Source organism: Janthinobacterium sp. (assembly GCF_009923995.1).
Taxonomy (GTDB): domain Bacteria; phylum Pseudomonadota; class Gammaproteobacteria; order Burkholderiales; family Burkholderiaceae_D; genus Janthinobacterium.
Genome location: NZ_RFSK01000082.1, coordinates 1 through 19,831, shown reverse-complemented (window position 1 = coordinate 19,831; position 19,831 = coordinate 1). Strand labels below are relative to the sequence as shown.

Below are 19,831 nucleotides of genomic sequence, written 5' to 3'. Positions count from 1 at the left end.
CCCACTCGATCGAGTGGGCGGAGGTGGTGCTAACTACTATTAACGCGAGTACAGCTCGACGATCAGCGATTCGTTGACGTCGTTAGCGATTTCGTTACGCTCTGGCAGGGACTTGAAGGTACCTTCCATTTTCTTGGCATCAACCGAAACCCAGCTAGGCATACCAACTTGTTCAGCCAGCGACAGTGCTTCAACGATACGCACTTGCTTTTTCGATTTTTCACGAACAGCGATGATGTCACCAACTTTAACTGCGTACGAAGCGATGTTCACAACGATACCGTTCACGGTGAACGCTTTGTGGCTGACCAGTTGACGCGCTTCAGCGCGGGTCGAGCCAAAGCCCATGCGGTAGCAAACGTTGTCCAGACGCGTTTCCAGCAACTTCAACAGCGTTTCGCCGGTGTTGCCTTTACGACGGTCTGCTTCAGCGAAGTAGCGGCGGAATTGACGTTCCAGCACGCCGTACATGCGCTTGACTTTTTGCTTTTCGCGCAGTTGGTTACCGTAGTCCGAGGTGCGGGCGCCGGATTTGACACCGTGCTGGCCTGGCTTGACGTCCAGTTTGCACTTGCTGTCCAGCGAGCGACGTGCGCTCTTCAGGAACAGGTCTGTACCTTCACGGCGGGAAAGTTTTGCTTTAGGTCCGATATAACGTGCCACGATACTTCCTTTTTTTAAATGATAACGCCCCAGCCACATGCATGATCAAACACACTGATGCGGTTAGGCGCTAGTCTGATTTGGTTTCAATCAGACGGTGGCTGAAAACGAAAAACCCGTCAAACAGGATTTGACAGGCAAGAACAGCCGGGCAGTATAACCGTTTCCGGCTCCCTGCTCCAGCGTTTTCACACAACTGTACTGAGTTACAACAGACAGCAAAGCAGCTGGCGCCGAAGCGCCCTCTGCAACACTATCTTAGATACGACGACGTTTCGGTGGACGGCAACCGTTGTGCGGTACCGGCGTCACGTCCTGGATCTCGGTGATCTTGATGCCCAGGTTGTTCAGCGCGCGAACGGCGGATTCACGACCAGGACCTGGGCCCTTGATACGTACTTCCAGGTTCTTCACGCCACACTCAACAGCCACTTTACCAGCGGCTTCCGCGGCGACCTGCGCTGCGAATGGGGTCGATTTACGCGAACCCTTGAAGCCTGCACCGCCGGAGGTAGCCCACGACAAGGCATTGCCTTGACGATCGGTGATGGTAATGATGGTGTTATTGAACGATGCGTGGACATGTGCGATGCCTTCAGCGACGTTCTTTTTAACTTTTTTACGCACGCGTGCTGATGCGGCGTTATTTTGCGACTTAGCCATAATTATTCCCTAGCGGATTATTTTTTCAGCGATTGAGCGGCTTTACGCGGTCCCTTGCGGGTACGTGCGTTCGTACGCGTACGCTGGCCACGGCAAGGCAGACCCTTACGATGACGCATGCCGCGGTAGCAACCCAGATCCATCAAACGCTTGATGTTCATGGACAGTTCACGACGCAGATCGCCTTCGACGATGAATTTACCTACTTCATCGCGCAGCTTTTCCAGTTCGCTGTCATCCAGATCTTTGATCTTTTTGTTGGTTGCTACACCGGTCGATGCACAGATTTTCTCTGCGCGTGGACGGCCCACACCGTAGATGGCCGTCAGGCCGATAACGGTATGCTGATGATTTGGGATATTAACCCCTGCAATACGTGCCATTTGTTATTCCTCGATTAACCTTGACGCTGCTTGTGACGTGGTTCCACGCAGATAACGCGGACTACGCCTTTGCGCTTGATGATCTTGCAGTTGCGGCAGATCCGCTTGACTGATGCGAGAACTTTCATTTTTGGGCTCTTTCTTTCGCTTCTTTGGTTTGATTCAGTGTGTTACTTGGTACGGAACACAATGCGGGCTCGGCTCAGGTCGTACGGCGTCAACTCCACCGTCACCTTGTCTCCAGGGAGAATGCGAATATAATTCATCCGCATTTTACCTGAAATATGCCCGAGCACCACGTGTCCGTTCTCCAGCTTCACTCGAAATGTTGCATTTGGGAGATTCTCAAGAATCTCGCCCTGCATCTGTATGACGTCGTCTTTTGCCATTCGGTATGTTTACCGCGCTTAACGCGTCGGAATTCCGCCCTTGAAATTTGCTTTGCGCAGCAGCGAATCATATTGCTGCGACATCACGTAGTTCTGTACTTGCGCCATGAAATCCATGGTGACAACTACAATAATCAATAAAGAAGTACCGCCGAAATAGAATGGTACCTTCCACTGGGCTTGCATAAATTCCGGCAATAAACACACCAGGGTGATGTAGACTGCGCCGGCAAGTGTCAAGCGTGTCAGGATCTTGTCGATGTAACGGGCTGTCTGCTCGCCTGGACGAATCCCGGGAATGAACGCACCGCTTTTCTTCAAGTTATCCGCTGTTTCCTTGCTGTTAAACACCAGCGCTGTATAGAAGAAACAGAAAAACACGATCGCCACTGCGTACAACAGCGCATGGATAGGCTCACCAGGCCCCATCGATGCTGCCAAATCTTTCAAGAACCGCACCGCAGGGTTAGCGTTGTCGGCGCCCTTTGAAAACCAGTCCACGATAGTGGCCGGGAACAAGATGATCGAAGAAGCAAAGGCCATGTTCAGCTTCAACGGCAAATGGCTGGTTTGACCGCCATAAATCTTGTTGCCTACCTGGCGCTTCGCGTAATTGACCAATATTTTGCGCTGACCGCGTTCGACGAATACGACGAAGTACGTTACCAGTGCTACCAGGATCACGATGAAAATCGCGCTGAAGCTGCTGATCGAACCATTCGACACCTGAGTGAACAAGCCACCCAACGCCGACGGCAGACCGGCTGCAATCCCGGCAAAAATGATGATCGAGATGCCATTCCCCAAGCCACGCTCGGTAATTTGCTCACCCAACCACATCAAAAACATTGTTCCGGTCAACAAAGTGACGACCGTCACGAAGCGGAATGCAAGACCAGGCTCCAACACCAGACCAGCTTGCGACTCCAGTGCGACTGCAATGCCTAACGCTTGGAACAGTGCCAGGGCCACCGTGAAATACCGGGTGTACTGGGTGATCTTGCGACGACCTGCTTCGCCTTCTTTTTTCAACGCTTCCATCTGCGGTGACACGATCGACAGCAATTGCATGATGATCGAGGCCGAGATATAAGGCATGATACCCAGCGCAAACACTGTAAAACGAGACAAGGCACCGCCCGAGAACATGTTGAACATGCCCAGGACGCCGCCTTCGTGCTCCTTGAACAGCGAGGCTAATTGTGTCGGGTCAATCCCGGGAACCGGGACGTGAGCACCGATACGATAAACCACCAATGCGCCAAGCAAAAACCAGAGCCGTCCCCAAGGGAAACCGGCCGCTGCACTTTTAGCAAGTTGTGGATTAGTCGCCAATTTTCGCTCCGATCAAGCTGTTAGCGGTCAACTCAGGCTACCGAGCCGCCGGCTGCTTCGATGGCTGCTTTCGCGCCAGCGGACACTTTCAAGCCCTTCAAATTCACCGCTTTGGTGATTTCGCCGGACAAGATCACGCGCACGTCACGGGCCAACACGCCCAGAACGCCAGCTTGCTTCAAGACCAGAATGTCGACATCGCCAACAGCCAGGTTGTTCAGATCGGACAGGCGCACTTCAGCTTTGAAGGTTGCGTGCATCGATTTGAAACCGCGCTTAGGCAGACGGCGTTGCAGAGGCATCTGACCGCCTTCGAAACCGACTTTATGAAAGCCGCCCGAACGCGATTTCTGACCTTTGTGACCACGACCCGAGGTTTTACCCAGGCCGGAGCCGATACCGCGACCGACGCGACGCTTGTAGTGCTTAGCGCCTTCGGCTGGTGCAATAGTATTCAATTCCATGATTTGCTCCGTTCGTGTAAGCCCGAAGGCTTACCCGACAACTTTAACGAGATACGATACTTTATTGATCATGCCGCGTACGGATGGGGTGTCTTGCAATTCGGAAACCGAATTTACACGACGCAGACCCAGACCGCGCACGGTAGCGCGATGCGATTCGCGCGTACCGATCAAGCCCTTGACCAATTGCACTTTGACTGTGTTTGTCATTTTGTCCACCTTAAGCCAGAATGTCTTCGACCGACTTGCCGCGCTTGGCAGCGATATCGGAAGCAGTGCTCATTTTCGACAGGCCGTCCAGCGTAGCGCGTACCAGGTTGTATGGGTTGTTCGAACCGGTGGATTTCGCCACCACGTCCGTCACGCCCATCACTTCGAAGATAGCGCGCATTGCGCCACCAGCGATAACGCCAGTACCAGGCTTAGCTGGGTTCATCAGGACCTTGGAGGCGCCGTGACGACCAACAACCGTGTGATGCAAGGTGCCGTTTTTGAGCGGTACTTTGATCAGGTTGCGACGGGCTTCTTCCATTGCCTTCTGCACGCCAACTGGCACTTCTTTCGATTTGCCCTTGCCCATGCCGACGCGGCCATCGCCATCACCAACTACGGTCAGCGCGGCGAAACCCATGATACGACCACCCTTGACCACTTTGGTCACGCGGTTGATCGCGATCATTTTTTCGCGCATGCCATCATCCGGCTTGTCGCTTTGCATTTTTGCTTGCATTTTTGCCATGATTGATCCTTAGAACTTCAGACCGGCTTCGCGTGCGGCTTCTGCCAACGCTTTCACACGGCCGTGGTAACGGAAACCGGAGCGGTCGAACGCAACTTCGGTAATTCCTGCTTTCAACGCTTTTTCAGCGACGCGCTTGCCGATCAAGGCTGCAGCAGCGGCATTGCCGCCTTTGCCGGATTGGCCTGCCAGTTCAGCGCGTACTTCCGCTTCAGCCGTCGAGGCCGAAACCAGGACTTTAGCGTCCGGGCTGATCAGGTTGGCGTAAATGTGCAGGTTGGTGCGATGCACCGACAAGCGATTTACTTTCAATTCCGCAATCTTGATGCGGGTTTGGCGTCCGCGGCGAAGCCGTGATTCTTTCTTATCCATCGTCAGCCCCTAATTACTTCTTCTTGGTTTCTTTAAGCTTAACCACTTCGTCCGCATAGCGAACGCCCTTGCCTTTATAAGGCTCAGGAGCGCGGTAAGCACGAACTTCAGCGGCTACCTGGCCAACCTGTTGACGGTCGATACCTTTGATCAGGATCTCGGTCGGGGTTGGTGTTGCGCAGGTAACGCCGGCTGGCATGTCATGCACTACAGGGTGCGAGAAACCCAGGGACAGATTCAGCTTGTCGCCTTGAGCTTGCGCCTTGTAACCCACGCCTACCAGGTTCAGCTTTTTCTCGAAACCCTTGGTGACGCCAACAACCATGTTGTTGACCAGTGCGCGCAGCGTGCCGGACATGGCATTGGCTTCGCGGCTGTCATTCGCCACGTCGAAACTCAGGGTTCCTGCATTGTTTTCTACTTTGACCAGGCCGGTGAGGGCTTGGGAAAGCACGCCCAGCGGGCCTTTTACGGTGATCGCTTGTGCGGAGATGGCGACTTCGGCGCCAGCTGGCACTACGATAGGCATTTTAGCTACTCGAGACATGTGTAACTCCTTAAGCCACGTAGCAAATAACTTCGCCGCCGACACCGGTAGCGCGTGCTTTGCGGTCAGTCATGACGCCTTGCGGAGTCGACACGATCGCCACACCCAAGCCATTCATCACAACAGGGATCTCGTCTTTACCCTTGTAGACGCGCAGACCCGGACGGGACACGCGCTCCAAGCGCTCAATAACGGGACGGCCAACATAATACTTCAAACCGATCTTCAGTTCCGCCTTGCCACCAGCTTCGGCAACAGCGAAATCTTCAATGTAACCCTCGTCCTTCAGGACGTTGGCAATCGCAATTTTGACTTTCGACGATGGCATGGCCACGGTCGTTTTTTGCACGCCTTGGGCGTTGCGAATGCGGGTCAGCATATCGGCGATAGGATCGCTCATACTCATTGCATATTCTCCTATTACCAGCTTGCTTTTGTCATACCCGGAATTTCACCACGCATGGCGAATTCACGGAGCTTGATACGACCCAGACCGAATTTACGGAATGTGCCGCGCGGACGACCGGTGATTGCGCAACGGTTACGTTGACGCGTCGGATTCGAGTTACGTGGCAGCGCTTGCAATTTCAAGCGCGCTTCGTAACGCTCTTCTTCCGATTTCGACTGGTCATCAACGATGGCCTTCAGCTCAGCGCGTTTGACGGCGAATTTCGCAGCCAGGTCTACACGCTTTTGCTCACGGTTAATCAGTGCCAATTTTGCCATGATCTCAGTTTCTGAACGGGAATTTAAAGGCGGCGAGGAGCGCTTTGGCTTCATCGTCGGTCTTAGCGGTTGTCGTGATGCTGATATTCATACCGCGCAACGCGTCAATCTTGTCGTACTCGATCTCAGGGAAGATGATCTGTTCCTTGACACCGATGTTGTAGTTACCACGACCATCAAATGCACGGCCGTTCACACCACGGAAATCGCGTACGCGCGGCAGAGCCACGGTAATGAAGCGATCCAGGAACTCGTACATGCGAGCGCCGCGCAGGGTGACCATCGTACCGATCGGATAACCTTCACGGATTTTGAAGCCTGCGATAGCTTTGCGCGACTTGGTGGTCACTGGCTTCTGGCCGGCGATCTTGGTCAAGTCAGCAACAGCGTGCTCGAGAACTTTTTTATCCGCGATGGCCTCACCAACACCCATGTTCAGGGTGATCTTGGTCAGGCGTGGAACTTCCATTACCGACTTGTAACCAAACTTGCTGGTCAGGTCGGCAACGACTTTTTCTTTATAGAATTCTTGGAGACGTGCCATGATTTCTTAAGCCTTCACTACTTCGCCGGAGGATTTAAAGACGCGGACTTTTTTGCCATCCACTTCTTTGAAACCCACGCGATCTGCCTTGCCAGTCGCTGCATTAAACAATGCAACGTTGGACACGTGAATTGGCATGGTCTTATCGACGATACCACCAGTTACGCCAGTCATCGGGTTTGGCTTAGTCGCTTTTTTAGCGATGTTAATGCCGTCAACCACGATATGTTCAGCATCGATACGCTGCTGTACCACACCACGTTTGCCCTTGTCTTTCCCGGTCAGAACGATGACTTCGTCGTTTTTACGAATCTTATCCATTACGACTCCTTACAGGACTTCCGGTGCCAGGGACACGATTTTCATGAACTTCTCAGTGCGCAGTTCGCGCGTGACAGGTCCAAAAATACGGGTACCGATCGGTTCCAGCTTGGCGTTCAACAGAACGGCGGCGTTGCCGTCGAACTTCACCAGGGAACCGTCTTGGCGGCGAACACCTTTAGCGGTGCGCACAACCACGGCGTTATAAATTTCACCTTTTTTGACACGGCCACGTGGCGCAGCAACCTTAACGGTTACCTTGATCACATCGCCAATGCCAGCATAACGGCGCTTGGAGCCGCCCAATACCTTGATGCACATTACTTCTTTGGCACCGGTATTGTCAGCCACTTCGAGCCGGCTTTCAGTTTGAATCATAGTATTCTCTTTCCCAACTTAAGCCGAAGAATCCACACAATGTAGACCCACGGTCAGTCTTGGTCCCGCCAGAGCCGCCCTGCTGGGCTTCACTGTTTGGGTGCATGACCTTCATACATCAACTGACCGCGAATGCTACTGTCTGTGGCCAGACACTTTGCGGCGTTACATGAACGAAGCCCGCAAGTATTACATACAATTTGCGGGCCTGCAAGTACTAATTAAAACCCACCGCCGAAACGGTGGTTTTTATTTAAACGGTTGGTGCGGCTTGAACCACACGTGTCACCGTCCATGCCTTCGTTTTGGAGATCGGGCGACCTTCCTGGATCTCGACCGTGTCACCGGCCTTGACTTGGTTGGTCTCGTCATGCGCGTGATACTTGTTCGAACGCATGATGATCTTGCCATACAAAGGATGTTTTACGTGGCGCTCGATCAGAACGGTAACGGTCTTGTCCATCTTGTCCGAAACCACTTTACCGATCAGCGTGCGCTTGAGCGACTGTTTCACTGGTTCGTTCATTTGGCTTCCTTCAGATTCATTACCGTCTTCACACGCGCGATATCGCGGCGTACCTTCTTGAGCTGCGAAGTGTTGCTCAGCTGTTGCGTAGCGATTTGCATACGCAGGCCGAACTGTGCCTTCAACAGATCATTCAGCTCTTTTTGCAGAGCCGGCTGGTCCTTGCCGCGGAGTTCAGATGCTTTCATATACAACTCCAATTATTGGCCGACTTGACGTACGACAAACGTCGTAGCCAGTGGCAGTTTAGCGGCGGCAAGACGGAAAGCTTCCCGTGCCAGCGCTTCATCAACGCCATCCATTTCGTACAGTACTTTGCCTGGCTGAATTTCAGCGACGTAGTACTCAGGATTACCTTTACCGTTACCCATACGGACTTCAGCCGGTTTGTTCGAAATCGGTTTGTCCGGGAAAATACGGATCCAGATACGGCCGCCGCGCTTGATGTGACGCGTCATTGCACGACGCGCCGCTTCAATTTGACGCGCAGTGATACGACCGCGCGCAACTGCCTTCAGACCGAATTCGCCAAACGACACGGCGGTGCCGCGGCTGTGCGAAATACCGGTGTTACGGCCTTTCTGCTCTTTACGATACTTTCTGCGTGCTGGTTGCAGCATGATTATTCTCCTGCTTTCTCAGCTGGTGCAGCGGCGGCCGGTTTAGCGGCGCGCACACGAGCAGCACCTGGTGCTGTGGATGGTTTCGCACCCGCTGGACGTGGGCGGCCGGCTGGCTTGCCATCGTCACGGCGTGGACCGCGGCTCTTCTTCTCGTCAGCTGGAGTATCGATGACTGGTGCATCGCCGTTAGGCGCGCGGTCACCTTTGTATACCCACACCTTGACGCCGATGATGCCGTAGGTGGTCGACGCTTCGCTGGTACCGTAGTCGATATCGGCGCGCAGGGTATGCAGAGGCACGCGGCCTTCGCGGTACCACTCTTTACGTGCGATTTCGATACCGTTCAGACGGCCGGACGACATGATCTTGATACCGAGAGCACCCAGGCGCATTGCATTTTGCATTGCGCGCTTCATGGCGCGGCGGAACATGATCCGTTTTTCCAGCTGCTGAGCGATCGAATCGGCGATCAGTTGCGAGTCGATTTCTGGCTTGCGGATTTCTTCGATGTTCACGTGAACAGGCACGCCCATGATCTTGGTCAGCGCGGACTTCAGTACTTCGATGTCTTCGCCTTTTTTACCAATGACCACGCCTGGGCGCGAGCTGTAGATCGTGAAGCGCGCGTTCTTGGCTGGGCGCTCGATAACGATGCGGCCAACGGAAGCGTTCTTCAGTTTCTTTTTCAGGTAAGCACGTGCTTTCAAGTCTTCGTTCAGCATGGCAGCGAAATTGCCGTTGCCTGCATACCAGCGCGAAGCCCAGTTACGGGTGACCGCCAGACGGAAACCGGTTGGATGAATTTTCTGACCCATCGTGGCTCCTTAGTTACCGACAGTCACGTAAACGTGACAGGATTGTTTCGAAATACGGTCGCCACGGCCTTTTGCACGCGCGGTGAAGCGCTTCAGGACGGGGCCCTTTTCGACGTAGATCGTTTTCACGAACAATTCGTCGATGTCCGCGCCATCATTGTGCTCGGCATTCGCAATAGCGGATTCCAGAACGCGCTTGATGATCGCAGCACCTTTTTTCGGGCTGAATTGCAAGATGTTGAGTGCAGCGTCAACTTTCTTGCCACGGATCAGGTCAGCAACCAGGCGGCCCTTTTGGTCCGACAGGCGCACACCTTTGAGGATAGCTTTAGTTTCCATTATTTCTTAGCCTTTTTGTCAGCTGCATGGCCCTTGAACGTACGGGTCAGTGCGAATTCGCCGAGCTTGTGACCAACCATGTTTTCGGAAACATAAACCGGCACGTGCAGCTTGCCGTTATGTACCGCGATCGTCAGGCCGATAAAGTCAGGCATGATTGTCGAACGACGCGACCAGGTTTTGATTGGCTTTTTGTCTTTGGCTGCTTGCGCGGCTTCAACTTTTTTCACCAGGTGGGCGTCACAGAACGGCCCTTTTTTCAATGAACGTGTCATGTGCTACCCCTTATTTCTTGCCGCGGCGCGAGACGATCATGGAAGTAGTACGCTTGTTGCTGCGTGTCTTCTTACCTTTAGTCTGTTGGCCCCAAGGCGAAACTGGATGACGACCAGCTGCTGTTTTACCTTCACCACCACCGTGCGGGTGATCGACCGGGTTCATGACCACACCGCGAACGGTAGGACGAACACCGCGCCAGCGCATCGCACCAGCTTTACCGATTTTACGCAGGCTGTGCTCGGCATTGCCGACTTCGCCAACGGTAGCACGGCACTCGATGTGCACGCGACGTACTTCACCCGAGCGCAGACGCACTTGAGCATAGGTACCTTCACGAGCCATCAGCACGACGCCGGCGCCGGCGGTACGTGCCATTTGAGCACCTTTACCTGGCAGCATTTCGACGCAATGCATCACGGTACCGACTGGGATGTTACGGATTGGCAAGCAGTTACCCGATTTGATCGGTGCTTCCGAACCGTTCATCACGCTGTCGCCAACGGCCATGCCTTTGGTTGCGATGATGTAGTGACGCTCGCCGTCGGCGTAGCACAGCAGAGCGATATTCGCGGTGCGGTTTGGATCGTATTCGATACGTTCCACTTTCGCTGGAATACCATCTTTGGTGCGCTTGAAGTCGATCAGGCGATAGTGTTGCTTGTGACCACCACCGATATGACGGGTGGTGATGTGACCGTTGTTGTTACGACCAGCGGTCTTGGATTTCTTTTCAACCAGGGCAGCGAACGGACGACCTTTGTACAGGTCGGCATTCACCACCTTTACCATGCCGCGACGGCCTGGCGAGGTTGGTTTCATCTTAACGAGTGCCATTATGCAGCCTCCTCGGAGAAGTTGATTTCCTGGCCAGGTTTCAGGCACACGAAAGCACGCTTGGTATGGTTACGACGACCGTTGAACTTGCCGGTGCGTTTTTGCTTACCTTCGCGGTTTGCAGTTTGCACGGACAGAACTTCAACCTTGAACAGCAGTTCGACCGCTGCCTTGATCTCAGGCTTGGTTGCATCCGGCAGTACGCGGAATACAATTTGCTCGTTCTTTTCCGCGACCATGGTGGCCTTTTCGGAAATGACCGGCGCCAACAGCACCTTCATCAAGCGTTCTTCGCTATGTTTCAAAATCGCGCTCATGCCAGCATCTCCTCAATCTTAGCCAGTGCAGCTTTGGTGACCAAGATCTTCTTGTAGAACACCAGGGACATCGGGTCTGCGTGACGTGGCTCAACGACGAGTACGTTAGGCAGGTTGCGCGATGCCAGTTCCAGGTTTTCGTTCAGAACGTCGGTGATGATCAGAACCGAATCAAAGCCCAGGCCGTTCAATTTTTGCGACAACAGCTTGGTTTTTGGCGCGTCGATCGTCAGATCGTCGATGACGATCAGGCGTTCTTCGCGAGCCAGCTGCGACAGGATCGAGCAGATACCTGCGCGATACATTTTTTTGTTCACTTTGTGGGTGAAGTTTTCGTCAGGCGAGTTCGGGAAAATCCGACCACCGCCGCGCCACAGTGGCGACGACGACATACCAGCACGAGCGCGGCCGGTACCTTTTTGGCGCCATGGCTTTTTCGTCGTGTGGTGAACTTCTTCACGGTCTTTTTGCTTGCGGTTACCACTACGTGCATTCGCTTGATAAGCGATGACGACTTGGTGGATCAGCGCTTCATTGTAGTCACGGCCGAAAATCGTATCGGCTGCAGCAACGTTCGAGGCGGCTTGACCTTGCGCATTCAGAAGCTTGAGTTCCATCGTTTAAGCTCCCTTCTTGGCTTTGGTTTTGATGGCTGGCGAGACAACTACCTGGCCATTTTTCGCACCTGGAATCGCGCCTTTGACCAGCAACAGCTGACGGTCGGCATCGATACGGGCGATCACGAGGTTCTGGATCGTACGGTTAACGTCACCCAGATGACCGGTCATGCGCTTACCAGGGAAAACGCGACCTGGATCTTGTGCCATACCGATGGAACCTGGAACGTTATGCGAACGCGAGTTACCGTGCGTTTGACGGCCGGAAGCGAAGTGGTAACGTTTGATAACGCCTGCATAGCCTTTACCGATGGTAACGCCTTGCACGTCGATCTTTTGACCGACTTCGAACAGGGAAGCAGCGATAACTTCGCCAGCTTTCAGTTCAGCGGCTTTAGCAGCGTCAACGCGGAACTCTTTCAACAGAGTACCGGCTTCAACACCAGCTTTAGCGTGATGACCAGCAACAGCTTTGGTCACGCGGGAAGCGCGACGTTGACCGAATGCGACCTGAACAGCGGAGTAACCATCTGTTTCAGGGGTTTTGATTTGCGCAACACGGTTGTTCGATACGTCCAGCACGGTGACAGGAATCGAATCCCCTTCATCCGTGAAAATGCGCATCATACCAACCTTGCGACCGAGAAGGCCTAGGCTCATTTTTTCTCCATTCCCACCTGCGATTGGGCGGGGCTTGTTTAACTACAAAGTAACGTAGGACTCAAAAAAGACGAATCCATACCGAAGCCGGCTAGTATATAGCACAAAAACCCTTGACGCAACAAGTTAACACGAGGTATGTCAAAGTGTTGCGCGACGCCCCTGCGGGAGTTGTCGGCGCGCCTGAAAAATACTTCCGCCCAGCAACGCAAGGCCGCCAAAGCACGGCTGCATGCGCCCTGGCGGCCGGCGCTGGCGTCGGCGGAAACAACAAGGGCGCGTACGCCACGTACGCGCCCTTCCTGCCTCGTCCATCAGGCATGGCGCCCCTGCGGGCGCCCGTCAGCTCAGACCTTGCACTGCTCGATACAATGCTTGTAGATCATCTCGCAGATAGGACTGGAAGCGCCGCCGGGCATGCCGCCCGAGCATGTGTTGGCCCGGGTGGCGCACTCCAGCGTGCAGTCATTGCCGGCCATCGCATACGATGCGCTGCAGCCGATGGCAAACAGAAATACGGCGATTTTCTTGTACATGCATGTCTCCAATAGGAAGTAGGTTTTACGGCACAGGCAGCATGGGGACGGTCCCGCGCATCCGGGCAAGGCCGTCACTGCCCCGCCTTATTTCTGGCAATTGGCCAGGCAGTGGTCGTACAGGTCCGTGCAGATGGGGCTGCCGCCAAGGTGCGCTTGGCAATTGGCGACCTTTTGCGCACAGTCCATATAGCACTGCGACACGTCGCCCGCGGCGAATGCGTAGGAAGCGCTCAGGCCGAGAGCAAACAGGAAAGCCGTGGTTTTCTTGATCATGGTACGTCTCCGCTTGGTTGATATACGAATACGATGGAAGAACCGGCAGGGCCGCGGCGCCATCGGCACCTCGCCCCGGCAAGCCGTGCTGCGCTCGCCATTACCAAAAAAGTAACACCAATAGAATACCGTAAACAATACCAACAAAACACCAATTTATGCAGAAATCAGATATGTTTATGCGCCCGGCATTGTTACGCCGGCGATACGCCAGGCCAGCCCCGGATTACCCCGGGGCCAGTCTCCGGCAAGCCGATCATCGGGACGGCTCGCCCTCTTCCTGCGCACCGCCTTTACCAATCTGATACCAATCGACCTTGCGCGTCGCCACCATGATGGCCGCCAGCACCGCGAACAGCAGCATGCTGCCCATGACCAGCGCATTGTTTTCCGAACTCAGCAAGCCGTACAGGGCGCCATACAGCAGCGTCAGGGCCACGCCGAAGCCGATGCCGCGCCAGGTGTCGCGCAGCACGTGCACCAGGTAAAAACTGGTCAGCACGATACAGGCGGCGCTGGCGATCAGATAAGCGGCGAGGAAGGCGACATGCTCGGCCAGGCCCACCAGCAGCAGGAAGAAGATCACCAGCGACAGGCCCACCAGCAGATACTGCACCGGGTGGATCGGCAGGCTCTTCAGGATTTCGAAGATGAAGAAGGCGGCGAAGGTCAGCGCCACGAACAGCAAACCATACTTGGTGGCGCGGTCCGATTGCGAATACACGTTGATCGGTTCGATGAAGCCCACGTTGAAGCGATCCACCTGGCCCAGTGGCGCGCTGTCGGGCACCTTGAACTCGCCCTCGATCGTGCTCAGCTGCGTTTGCGCATTGGTGGCCAGCGAGGAGATATCCCACTCGACCTGGAAACCATCGGCGTTGATTTGGCGATACTTCGGCGACGGCAGGAAGCGCCCGCCAAACTGCGGATGGGGCCAGTTCGACTTGATGGTGATCTGGTTGTTCTTTGCCACCGGCACGACATGCAGGCGCTCGATGCCGTCCAGGCCCAGGGCAAAGCTGAATTTCACCTGTTGCGCTTGCGCCAGCGGCATTGCGCCCAGCGGCGCGTGCAGCCCGCTGCGAAAGGCGAACAGGTCAGTGCCCTGCTCGAATTCGATCTCCCGTCCGCCCCAGTCGATTTTCGGGATATTGCGGATGCCGCGCACGTCCTCGATCGACAGGGCAACAAAAGGCTCGCCCAGGGTCACGCGCGAATCCGGCGACTTGCGCGGCAACTGCGTGCTGGCCGGTACCGTAAAGTCACCCTTGAATGCATGCTGGCCACTGTAGACGAGTACCTGGTGGATGCCGCGGTAACGGCGGTCCGCCTCGATGTTGCCACTGATTAACAGGCTGTTCGGGTAGACGAGCAGACGGCGCTGCACCGTGCGGCGCAGCAGCTCCGTACGCACGACAGCTTTCGCCTCCTGGGCCTTGTCATCGCCCTTGGCCACTTCCACGCGCTCGTCGTACTGCTCCGTGTAAGGCACCACGAGTATGGGTCCGATGACGGTTTGTTCGCGCACCGAATCGGCAGCGATGCTGTTGACGGCTTCCTGGCGGAATTCCATCCGCTCCTTGATCGTTTCCTGGACCATCAGCAACGGCAGGCCGATCAGCAGCATCAGGCCAAACACGATCAACGCTTTGACGAATAAAGTTTTTTGCATGGCGCATCCTTGAAGTAAGGACGCCAGTGTAAAAAAGGCATATGCGCTGAATATGCGCTGCGTGTGAAGTCGCCAAAAAAATGCAGCGCGACTACGCCAGCGGCAGCCACAGGCAGGCGCAGGCGCCGCCTTCTGCATGGTTGCTCACCTCGACCGTACCACCATGCAAGGCAGCCACCTCCCGCACGAAAGGCAGGCCCAGGCCCGTGCTCTTGCCGGCCGCCGGTCGCGGCAGGGAATAGAAGCGCTCGAAGACGCGCTCAAGCGCATACGCGGGGATGCCTGCGCCGCGATCGCGCACGGTGATTGCCACCTGGTCGCCTTGGCGCCGCGCGGTCAGATTGATGCAGCTGCCTGGCGGGGCGAAGCCGGCCGCATTGTCGAGCAGATTACCCAAGGCCTGGCGCAGCAGCAAGGCGTCGCCGGCCACGGCCAGGTCCTCGGCATCGAGCCGCAGGCGCACCTCGCGCGCCGCCAGGGTGGCGGCCGCATCCTGCGCCACCTGCGCCAGCAGCGGCGCCAGTGCGAGGCGTTCCGGATGGTCGAGACGCTGCTGCTTTTCCACGCGGACCAGGGCCAGCAGCTTGTCGATCAGCTGCCGCTGGCGCGCGTTCTGCTCGAGGATACTGGCGAGAAACTGGTGTCGCTCGGCAGGCGGCATGCCTTCCTGCAGCAGTTCGGCCGACGCCTGGATGGCGGCGATCGGGCTTTTCAATTCATGCGCCAGGGTGTGCATCAGCTGCTCCACATATTCCTTGCCTTCGAGGCGGATACGCATCGCTTCGAGCGCCCGCCCCAGGGTGCCGAACTCATTTTTGCCCAGCGCCGGCAGGGCCACCTTGCGCCCCGCCTCCACCTCGCCGATATAGCGCATCAGTTTGCCCAGCGCATGGTGCAGCCACCAGGCAAAGGCCAGGCCGATCAGCAGGGACAGGAGCAGCAGTACGGCGCCCCGCTGCAGGATCTTGCGCTGGCTGCGTTCGACGAAGGCTTGCACGCTGGCATTGGGCTTGGCCACCGTCAGCACGCCGATGACCTCATTGCCGTCGCGAATGGGGGCGGCCACGTGCATCACGGTCGACGTCTCGTCGTCGGGCCGGCTGCGCGTGCTGCGCGCGCCATACTTGCCCTGCACGGTCAGGTAGACGTCGTTCCAGCGCGAATAGTCGCGCCCCACGTCGCGCCCGCTGGAATCGAACAGCACGATGCCACGCCGGTCCGTAATATAAATGCGGTAATCGAGGGTCTGCTTGCGCACGCCATTGATGTTGATGTCGACGCCATGACGCGCGTAATCCTGCATGCGCGCCACCATGGGCGAGGTCGCCAGTGTGCCGGCGCGCAGGTCGGGCGCCACCAGATTTGCCAGCAGCTGCGAGGTATCGACCAGCGTGTCTTCCAGCGTCGAGCGCACGCCGGGCTTGACCTGCTCCATGAATACGTTCAGTAGGAACCATGCGGCCAGGCCGACGATCAGGAAATAGCCGAGCAGGATGCGCAGGCCGATTCTCATGCGCGGGCCAGGCTGTAGCCGAGGCCACGGTGGGTGTGAATGGGATCGCTGTGCGCATCGACGGCGCGCAGCTTGGCGCGCAGCGATTTGACGTGCGCATCGACGGTGCGGTCGAGCGTATCGGGCGCCCCACTCCACACGCGCTCCATCAGCTGGGCGCGCGACAGCACGTGGCCGGGATGCTCGAGCAGGGTTTTCAGCAGCAAATATTCGTACCGCGTCAACGCCAGGGACTGGCCATGGAACAGCACCCGCGCCTCCAGCGCGCGCAGCTCGAAACGCGCCGGCGCAGGCTCGGCGGTGCCAGCAGCTATCGTCATGCCAGTCTCGCGAGGGGCTTGCGCGGCACCCGAGCGGCGCAGGATGACGCGGATGCGCGCCACCAGTTCACGCGGAGAAAACGGCTTGGTGACGTAATCATCGGCGCCGATTTCCAGGCCCACGATGCGGTCGATTTCATCGCTGCGGGCGGTCAGGAAGATCACCGGCACGTCGGAAAACTGGCGCAGCCTGCGGCACGTTTCCAGGCCGCTCATGTCCGGCAGTCCGACGTCGAGCACCACCAGAGCGGGCAATGACGCGGCTTCGCCAGGACCTGGACGCATTGCGGCCAGCGCCTGCTCGCCCAGCATCACGTGGAGCGGCGTGAAGCCATCCGTGCGCAGGGCATACGCGATGCTGTCGGCAATCGCCCGTTCATCTTCCACAATCAGGATAGTCTTGGACATGGCGGCATCGGGCATGGAGGGAGAGAGCCGGAGTATCCCTGAAGCAAGCGAGCGGCGTCAATCACGCGCGTGCGGTGAGCACCAAGGAGGGGCCGGCAAAAGGCCGCCCAGCCTGAAAAACTGGTGGTATATTTATCATGCATGACTCCACTGATACACCGTGTTCCACACCCGTACGAGGAGACTATGAAGCCCCTTACCATCAAATACCACGGCATCGCCCTGCTCTGCGCGGTCAGCCTGCTGACCGCCTGCACGACACCGGCCTCGCTCATCGCCACTTCCAACGAACAGCACGACGCCTGCAATGCGGCCGAGCTCAAGGGCCAGCTGGGCGAGGCGGAACTGGCCTGCGTGCAGGCGCTGCGGGCGGCAGAACAGGCCGGCGCCAGCGCGGAAATCCTCTCGCAGCGCCAGTACAACCTGGGACGCATCAAGCGCCTGCAAGGCAAGAATGCGGAGGCGGAGGCACTCTACCGGCAAGCGCTGGCCACCGAGGAAGCGGCACAGCCGCGCAGCGATGCGCGCGTCGGACGGCGCCTGGTGGAACTGGCCTCGGCACTGTCGGCGCAGGGCAAATGGCAAGAGGGCAGCGGCTACCTGGAGCGCGCCCTGCCCCTGCTGCCGAAGCTGTCGCCTGCCGCGCGCGGCTATGCGGCGCAGGTGCTGCAGCAGTACGCCAAACAGTTGCAGGGCGGCCCGCAAGCGGCACTGGGCCAGCGCTTCGCGGCGGTGGCAGCCGGCCTGCAGTAAGCGCGACGCACGTTTCCGGCGCCCCCGGTTCGCCGCGGGGCCGCGCCGGAACCGGGCTTAAGGCTGGGCGACGTGAATGCTGGCCTTGATGTGCTTGAGATGGGCGATGATGGTGAAGGTCATCACCACCAGCAACGACCACGAGCTCCATTTACTGACATGCACCGCCGACCAGGCGCCAAGCTGGTTCGGATAGCGCCACACGCCCCAGAAGGTGCTGATGTTTTCAGCCAGCCAGATAAAGAAACCGACCAGCACGAAACCCAGCAGCAAGGGCATGCTGCGGTCGCGGTCGAGCGGGCGGAACACCACGGTGGCGCGCGCATACAAGCCCAGCGCGCAGGCAGCCAGGTACCAGCGATAGTCACCGATGTAGTGATGCGTGAAGAAGTTGGCATAAATCAGCAGCGCGATCAGCACCGCCATCCAGTACGGCGGATGGTGGCGAATCCGCATGTCGAGCAGGCGCCAGGTCTGGATGATGTAGCTACCGACGGCCGCATACATGAAGCCGGAAAACAAGGGCACGCCGAACACCTTGGTATAGGCAAAGTCGGGGTAGCTCCACGACTGGATGCCACCCGACACCTTGAACACTTCCAGTGCGAAGCCGACGACATGGAACAGGCAGATGGCTTTCAGCTCATCCCACGTCTCCAGTCCGCGCCAGACCATGGCGCCCTGAATCGCCAGCGCCGCCAGCAGCAGCACGTCGTAGCGCGGCAGGCCGAACAGGCCGGCGCGCGGCACCAGGAAAACGGCGGCGAAAAACAGTCCCACGAACAGGCACGACCTCGCCTCCTTGATGCCGAAGTACAGGAACTCGGTCAGAAAGCGCGGCCAGCCGCGCAAACGCTGACGTGGCGTCGTATTTAACAGGTGGGCGTCGAGGGCATTGAGCATGCAGTGACTGTAGCGACCGGCCGCGGCGCTGTAAAGCACAATTGCACACGTGCGCCTGACAGCGCCAGTCGAGGGGGACCAGCGCACATCGGCAATATCGGCGGCGGTAAAACGCACTGGTAAGCAGGATGGGATGGAGCAGAAAGAACGAGCGGTGCGGGCAGAATGCGCTCGCCAATAGCAATGGGGCCAGGCGCGCTCACGGTCGTGAGCAGGCCCGGCCCCATCATCAGGCAGCGGGACACCCCGCCAGCCTTCTTAAAAACGATTATTGCAGTTTGATTTCAACATCAACACCAGCTGGCAGGTCCAGCTTCATCAGCGCGTCAACGGTTTTGTCCGTTGGATCAACGATGTCCATCAGGCGTTGGTGCGTACGGATCTCGAACTGATCGCGCGAAGTTTTGTTGACGTGCGGGGAACGCAGCACATCGAAACGTTGAATACGGGTAGGCAGTGGTACTGGGCCTTTGACGACAGCGCCGGTACGCTTCGCGGTTTCAACGATTTCCAGAGCGGACTGGTCGATCAGTTTGTAATCGAAAGCCTTCAGGCGGATACGGATTTTTTGGTTTGGTGTCGACATGGTATTTCCTTAAAAGAACGAACCGCGCGGTCTGCACGGCAATGAGGTAACACGGGAATTTCTGACGCAACAACCGTCAGGGTCGACATGATAGCACCAAAATGCTTGCCAACCCCGGCAGTTGAATAAAAAGAAGGGCGCCGGGCGACGACGCGTCTTCTTTTATGCAGGCTTAAGAATTAAGCCAGGATTTTTGCAACAACACCAGCGCCGACGGTACGGCCGCCTTCGCGGATAGCGAAGCGCAGACCTTCTTCCATCGCGATCGGGTTGATCAGCTTGACGGTGATCGACACGTTATCGCCTGGCATAACCATTTCTTTGTCTGCT

34 protein-coding genes and 1 pseudogene are annotated in these 19,831 nt (G+C 56.9%); 1 reads left to right on the top strand and 34 read right to left on the bottom strand.

Annotated elements, in window-relative coordinates; genetic code table 11:
* Nucleotides 1-39: 39 nt before the first annotated feature.
* From rpsD to creB, 31 genes are all read right to left on the bottom strand, one after another.
* On the bottom strand, nt 40-663 hold the full coding sequence (gene rpsD, locus EBS11_RS25820) for a 30S ribosomal protein S4 (protein ID WP_071325659.1): 624 nt from the start codon (nt 661-663) through the stop codon (nt 40-42).
* Between the two features lie 258 nt (nt 664-921).
* The gene (gene rpsK / locus EBS11_RS25815) at nt 922-1,326 is read right to left on the bottom strand and encodes a 30S ribosomal protein S11 (protein WP_010394475.1); all 405 of its coding nucleotides are present in this window, start codon (nt 1,324-1,326) and stop codon (nt 922-924) included.
* A 17-nt stretch (nt 1,327-1,343) separates the two neighbouring features.
* The gene (gene rpsM, locus EBS11_RS25810) at nt 1,344-1,709 is read right to left on the bottom strand and encodes a 30S ribosomal protein S13 (RefSeq protein WP_046681666.1); all 366 of its coding nucleotides are present in this window, start codon (nt 1,707-1,709) and stop codon (nt 1,344-1,346) included.
* Between the two features lie 14 nt (nt 1,710-1,723).
* Nucleotides 1,724-1,837 (bottom strand): 50S ribosomal protein L36, encoded by a 114-nt coding sequence (rpmJ, locus tag EBS11_RS25805; protein ID WP_010394471.1) that lies wholly within the window; start codon nt 1,835-1,837, stop codon nt 1,724-1,726.
* 42 nt (nt 1,838-1,879) lie between these two features.
* Nucleotides 1,880-2,098 carry a translation initiation factor IF-1 gene (gene infA, locus EBS11_RS25800; RefSeq protein ID WP_005663428.1) on the bottom strand — a complete coding sequence of 73 codons (219 nt, stop codon included), beginning with the start codon at nt 2,096-2,098 and terminating at the stop codon, nt 1,880-1,882.
* An 18-nt stretch (nt 2,099-2,116) separates the two neighbouring features.
* Complete coding sequence (gene secY / locus EBS11_RS25795) at nt 2,117-3,433, bottom strand: preprotein translocase subunit SecY (RefSeq protein WP_290607884.1); 1,317 nt, start codon at nt 3,431-3,433, stop codon at nt 2,117-2,119.
* 32 nt (nt 3,434-3,465) lie between these two features.
* On the bottom strand, nt 3,466-3,897 hold the full coding sequence (gene rplO, locus EBS11_RS25790; RefSeq protein ID WP_034753211.1) for a 50S ribosomal protein L15: 432 nt from the start codon (nt 3,895-3,897) through the stop codon (nt 3,466-3,468).
* Nucleotides 3,898-3,927: 30 nt separating this feature from the next.
* On the bottom strand, nt 3,928-4,107 hold the full coding sequence (gene rpmD / locus EBS11_RS25785) for a 50S ribosomal protein L30 (RefSeq protein ID WP_010394435.1): 180 nt from the start codon (nt 4,105-4,107) through the stop codon (nt 3,928-3,930).
* 10 nt (nt 4,108-4,117) lie between these two features.
* Complete coding sequence (gene rpsE, locus EBS11_RS25780) at nt 4,118-4,636, bottom strand: 30S ribosomal protein S5 (protein ID WP_010394433.1); 519 nt, start codon at nt 4,634-4,636, stop codon at nt 4,118-4,120.
* Between the two features lie 9 nt (nt 4,637-4,645).
* Complete coding sequence (rplR, locus tag EBS11_RS25775; protein ID WP_010394431.1) at nt 4,646-5,008, bottom strand: 50S ribosomal protein L18; 363 nt, start codon at nt 5,006-5,008, stop codon at nt 4,646-4,648.
* Between the two features lie 13 nt (nt 5,009-5,021).
* The gene (rplF, locus tag EBS11_RS25770) at nt 5,022-5,555 is read right to left on the bottom strand and encodes a 50S ribosomal protein L6 (protein ID WP_071325661.1); all 534 of its coding nucleotides are present in this window, start codon (nt 5,553-5,555) and stop codon (nt 5,022-5,024) included.
* Between the two features lie 10 nt (nt 5,556-5,565).
* The gene (gene rpsH, locus EBS11_RS25765; RefSeq protein ID WP_071325662.1) at nt 5,566-5,961 is read right to left on the bottom strand and encodes a 30S ribosomal protein S8; all 396 of its coding nucleotides are present in this window, start codon (nt 5,959-5,961) and stop codon (nt 5,566-5,568) included.
* Between the two features lie 14 nt (nt 5,962-5,975).
* The gene (gene rpsN / locus EBS11_RS25760; RefSeq protein ID WP_131375588.1) at nt 5,976-6,281 is read right to left on the bottom strand and encodes a 30S ribosomal protein S14; all 306 of its coding nucleotides are present in this window, start codon (nt 6,279-6,281) and stop codon (nt 5,976-5,978) included.
* 4 nt (nt 6,282-6,285) lie between these two features.
* Complete coding sequence (gene rplE / locus EBS11_RS25755) at nt 6,286-6,825, bottom strand: 50S ribosomal protein L5 (RefSeq protein ID WP_010394421.1); 540 nt, start codon at nt 6,823-6,825, stop codon at nt 6,286-6,288.
* A gap of 6 nt (nt 6,826-6,831) precedes the next feature.
* On the bottom strand, nt 6,832-7,146 hold the full coding sequence (rplX, locus tag EBS11_RS25750) for a 50S ribosomal protein L24 (protein ID WP_010394419.1): 315 nt from the start codon (nt 7,144-7,146) through the stop codon (nt 6,832-6,834).
* A 9-nt stretch (nt 7,147-7,155) separates the two neighbouring features.
* Nucleotides 7,156-7,524: a 50S ribosomal protein L14 gene (rplN, locus tag EBS11_RS25745; RefSeq protein ID WP_008444317.1), complete on the bottom strand. Its 369-nt coding sequence runs from the start codon at nt 7,522-7,524 to the stop codon at nt 7,156-7,158.
* 253 nt (nt 7,525-7,777) lie between these two features.
* The gene (gene rpsQ, locus EBS11_RS25740) at nt 7,778-8,050 is read right to left on the bottom strand and encodes a 30S ribosomal protein S17 (RefSeq protein ID WP_010394415.1); all 273 of its coding nucleotides are present in this window, start codon (nt 8,048-8,050) and stop codon (nt 7,778-7,780) included.
* Nucleotides 8,047-8,238 (bottom strand): 50S ribosomal protein L29, encoded by a 192-nt coding sequence (gene rpmC, locus EBS11_RS25735; RefSeq protein ID WP_010394412.1) that lies wholly within the window; start codon nt 8,236-8,238, stop codon nt 8,047-8,049. The genes rpsQ and rpmC overlap by 4 nt, the downstream gene beginning before the upstream one ends.
* A 12-nt stretch (nt 8,239-8,250) precedes the next feature.
* Nucleotides 8,251-8,670 (bottom strand): 50S ribosomal protein L16, encoded by a 420-nt coding sequence (rplP, locus tag EBS11_RS25730; protein ID WP_038497037.1) that lies wholly within the window; start codon nt 8,668-8,670, stop codon nt 8,251-8,253.
* Between the two features lie 2 nt (nt 8,671-8,672).
* Nucleotides 8,673-9,488 carry a 30S ribosomal protein S3 gene (rpsC, locus tag EBS11_RS25725; RefSeq protein WP_071325663.1) on the bottom strand — a complete coding sequence of 272 codons (816 nt, stop codon included), beginning with the start codon at nt 9,486-9,488 and terminating at the stop codon, nt 8,673-8,675.
* A gap of 9 nt (nt 9,489-9,497) precedes the next feature.
* A complete protein-coding gene (gene rplV, locus EBS11_RS25720) occupies nt 9,498-9,830 on the bottom strand; it encodes a 50S ribosomal protein L22 (protein ID WP_170840583.1) in 333 nt (110 codons plus the stop codon).
* Nucleotides 9,827-10,102 carry a 30S ribosomal protein S19 gene (rpsS, locus tag EBS11_RS25715; protein WP_008444295.1) on the bottom strand — a complete coding sequence of 92 codons (276 nt, stop codon included), beginning with the start codon at nt 10,100-10,102 and terminating at the stop codon, nt 9,827-9,829. Before rpsS ends, rplV begins: the two co-directional genes overlap by 4 nt.
* A gap of 10 nt (nt 10,103-10,112) precedes the next feature.
* Nucleotides 10,113-10,940, bottom strand: a complete 828-nt coding sequence (gene rplB, locus EBS11_RS25710; RefSeq protein WP_034753198.1) for a 50S ribosomal protein L2 — start codon at nt 10,938-10,940, stop codon at nt 10,113-10,115.
* Entirely contained in the window at nt 10,940-11,257 is a 318-nt protein-coding gene (gene rplW / locus EBS11_RS25705; RefSeq protein WP_010394398.1) for a 50S ribosomal protein L23, read from the bottom strand. Before rplW ends, rplB begins: the two co-directional genes overlap by 1 nt.
* The gene (rplD, locus tag EBS11_RS25700; RefSeq protein WP_034753197.1) at nt 11,254-11,874 is read right to left on the bottom strand and encodes a 50S ribosomal protein L4; all 621 of its coding nucleotides are present in this window, start codon (nt 11,872-11,874) and stop codon (nt 11,254-11,256) included. The genes rplW and rplD overlap by 4 nt, the downstream gene beginning before the upstream one ends.
* 3 nt (nt 11,875-11,877) lie before the next feature.
* Nucleotides 11,878-12,534 carry a 50S ribosomal protein L3 gene (rplC, locus tag EBS11_RS25695; protein ID WP_092802121.1) on the bottom strand — a complete coding sequence of 219 codons (657 nt, stop codon included), beginning with the start codon at nt 12,532-12,534 and terminating at the stop codon, nt 11,878-11,880.
* 347 nt (nt 12,535-12,881) lie between these two features.
* Nucleotides 12,882-13,070: a hypothetical protein gene (locus EBS11_RS25690; RefSeq protein ID WP_290607860.1), complete on the bottom strand. Its 189-nt coding sequence runs from the start codon at nt 13,068-13,070 to the stop codon at nt 12,882-12,884.
* Between the two features lie 87 nt (nt 13,071-13,157).
* The gene (locus EBS11_RS25685) at nt 13,158-13,346 is read right to left on the bottom strand and encodes a hypothetical protein (protein ID WP_290607858.1); all 189 of its coding nucleotides are present in this window, start codon (nt 13,344-13,346) and stop codon (nt 13,158-13,160) included.
* Between the two features lie 256 nt (nt 13,347-13,602).
* Nucleotides 13,603-15,018, bottom strand: a complete 1,416-nt coding sequence (creD, locus tag EBS11_RS25680) for a cell envelope integrity protein CreD (RefSeq protein WP_290607856.1) — start codon at nt 15,016-15,018, stop codon at nt 13,603-13,605.
* 91 nt (nt 15,019-15,109) lie between these two features.
* Nucleotides 15,110-16,531: a two-component system sensor histidine kinase CreC gene (gene creC, locus EBS11_RS25675; RefSeq protein ID WP_290607854.1), complete on the bottom strand. Its 1,422-nt coding sequence runs from the start codon at nt 16,529-16,531 to the stop codon at nt 15,110-15,112.
* Nucleotides 16,528-17,259, bottom strand: a complete 732-nt coding sequence (creB, locus tag EBS11_RS25670; RefSeq protein WP_290607852.1) for a two-component system response regulator CreB — start codon at nt 17,257-17,259, stop codon at nt 16,528-16,530. The genes creC and creB overlap by 4 nt, the downstream gene beginning before the upstream one ends.
* Nucleotides 17,260-17,445: 186 nt before the next feature.
* Here creB and EBS11_RS25665 point away from each other — a divergent pair, with 186 nt between their 5' ends.
* Entirely contained in the window at nt 17,446-18,012 is a 567-nt protein-coding gene (locus tag EBS11_RS25665) for a tetratricopeptide repeat protein (RefSeq protein ID WP_290607850.1), read from the top strand.
* A gap of 57 nt (nt 18,013-18,069) precedes the next feature.
* Here EBS11_RS25665 and EBS11_RS25660 read toward each other — a convergent pair whose 3' ends face one another.
* From EBS11_RS25660 to EBS11_RS25650, 3 genes and pseudogenes are all read right to left on the bottom strand, one after another.
* On the bottom strand, nt 18,070-18,915 hold the full coding sequence (locus tag EBS11_RS25660; RefSeq protein ID WP_290607848.1) for a DUF817 domain-containing protein: 846 nt from the start codon (nt 18,913-18,915) through the stop codon (nt 18,070-18,072).
* A 268-nt stretch (nt 18,916-19,183) separates the two neighbouring features.
* Nucleotides 19,184-19,501, bottom strand: coding sequence for a 30S ribosomal protein S10 (gene rpsJ, locus EBS11_RS25655; protein ID WP_038497056.1), 318 nt, complete (start codon nt 19,499-19,501; stop codon nt 19,184-19,186).
* Nucleotides 19,502-19,680: 179 nt separating this feature from the next.
* A pseudogene (locus EBS11_RS25650) lies at nt 19,681-19,831 on the bottom strand (elongation factor Tu); the annotation flags it as partial.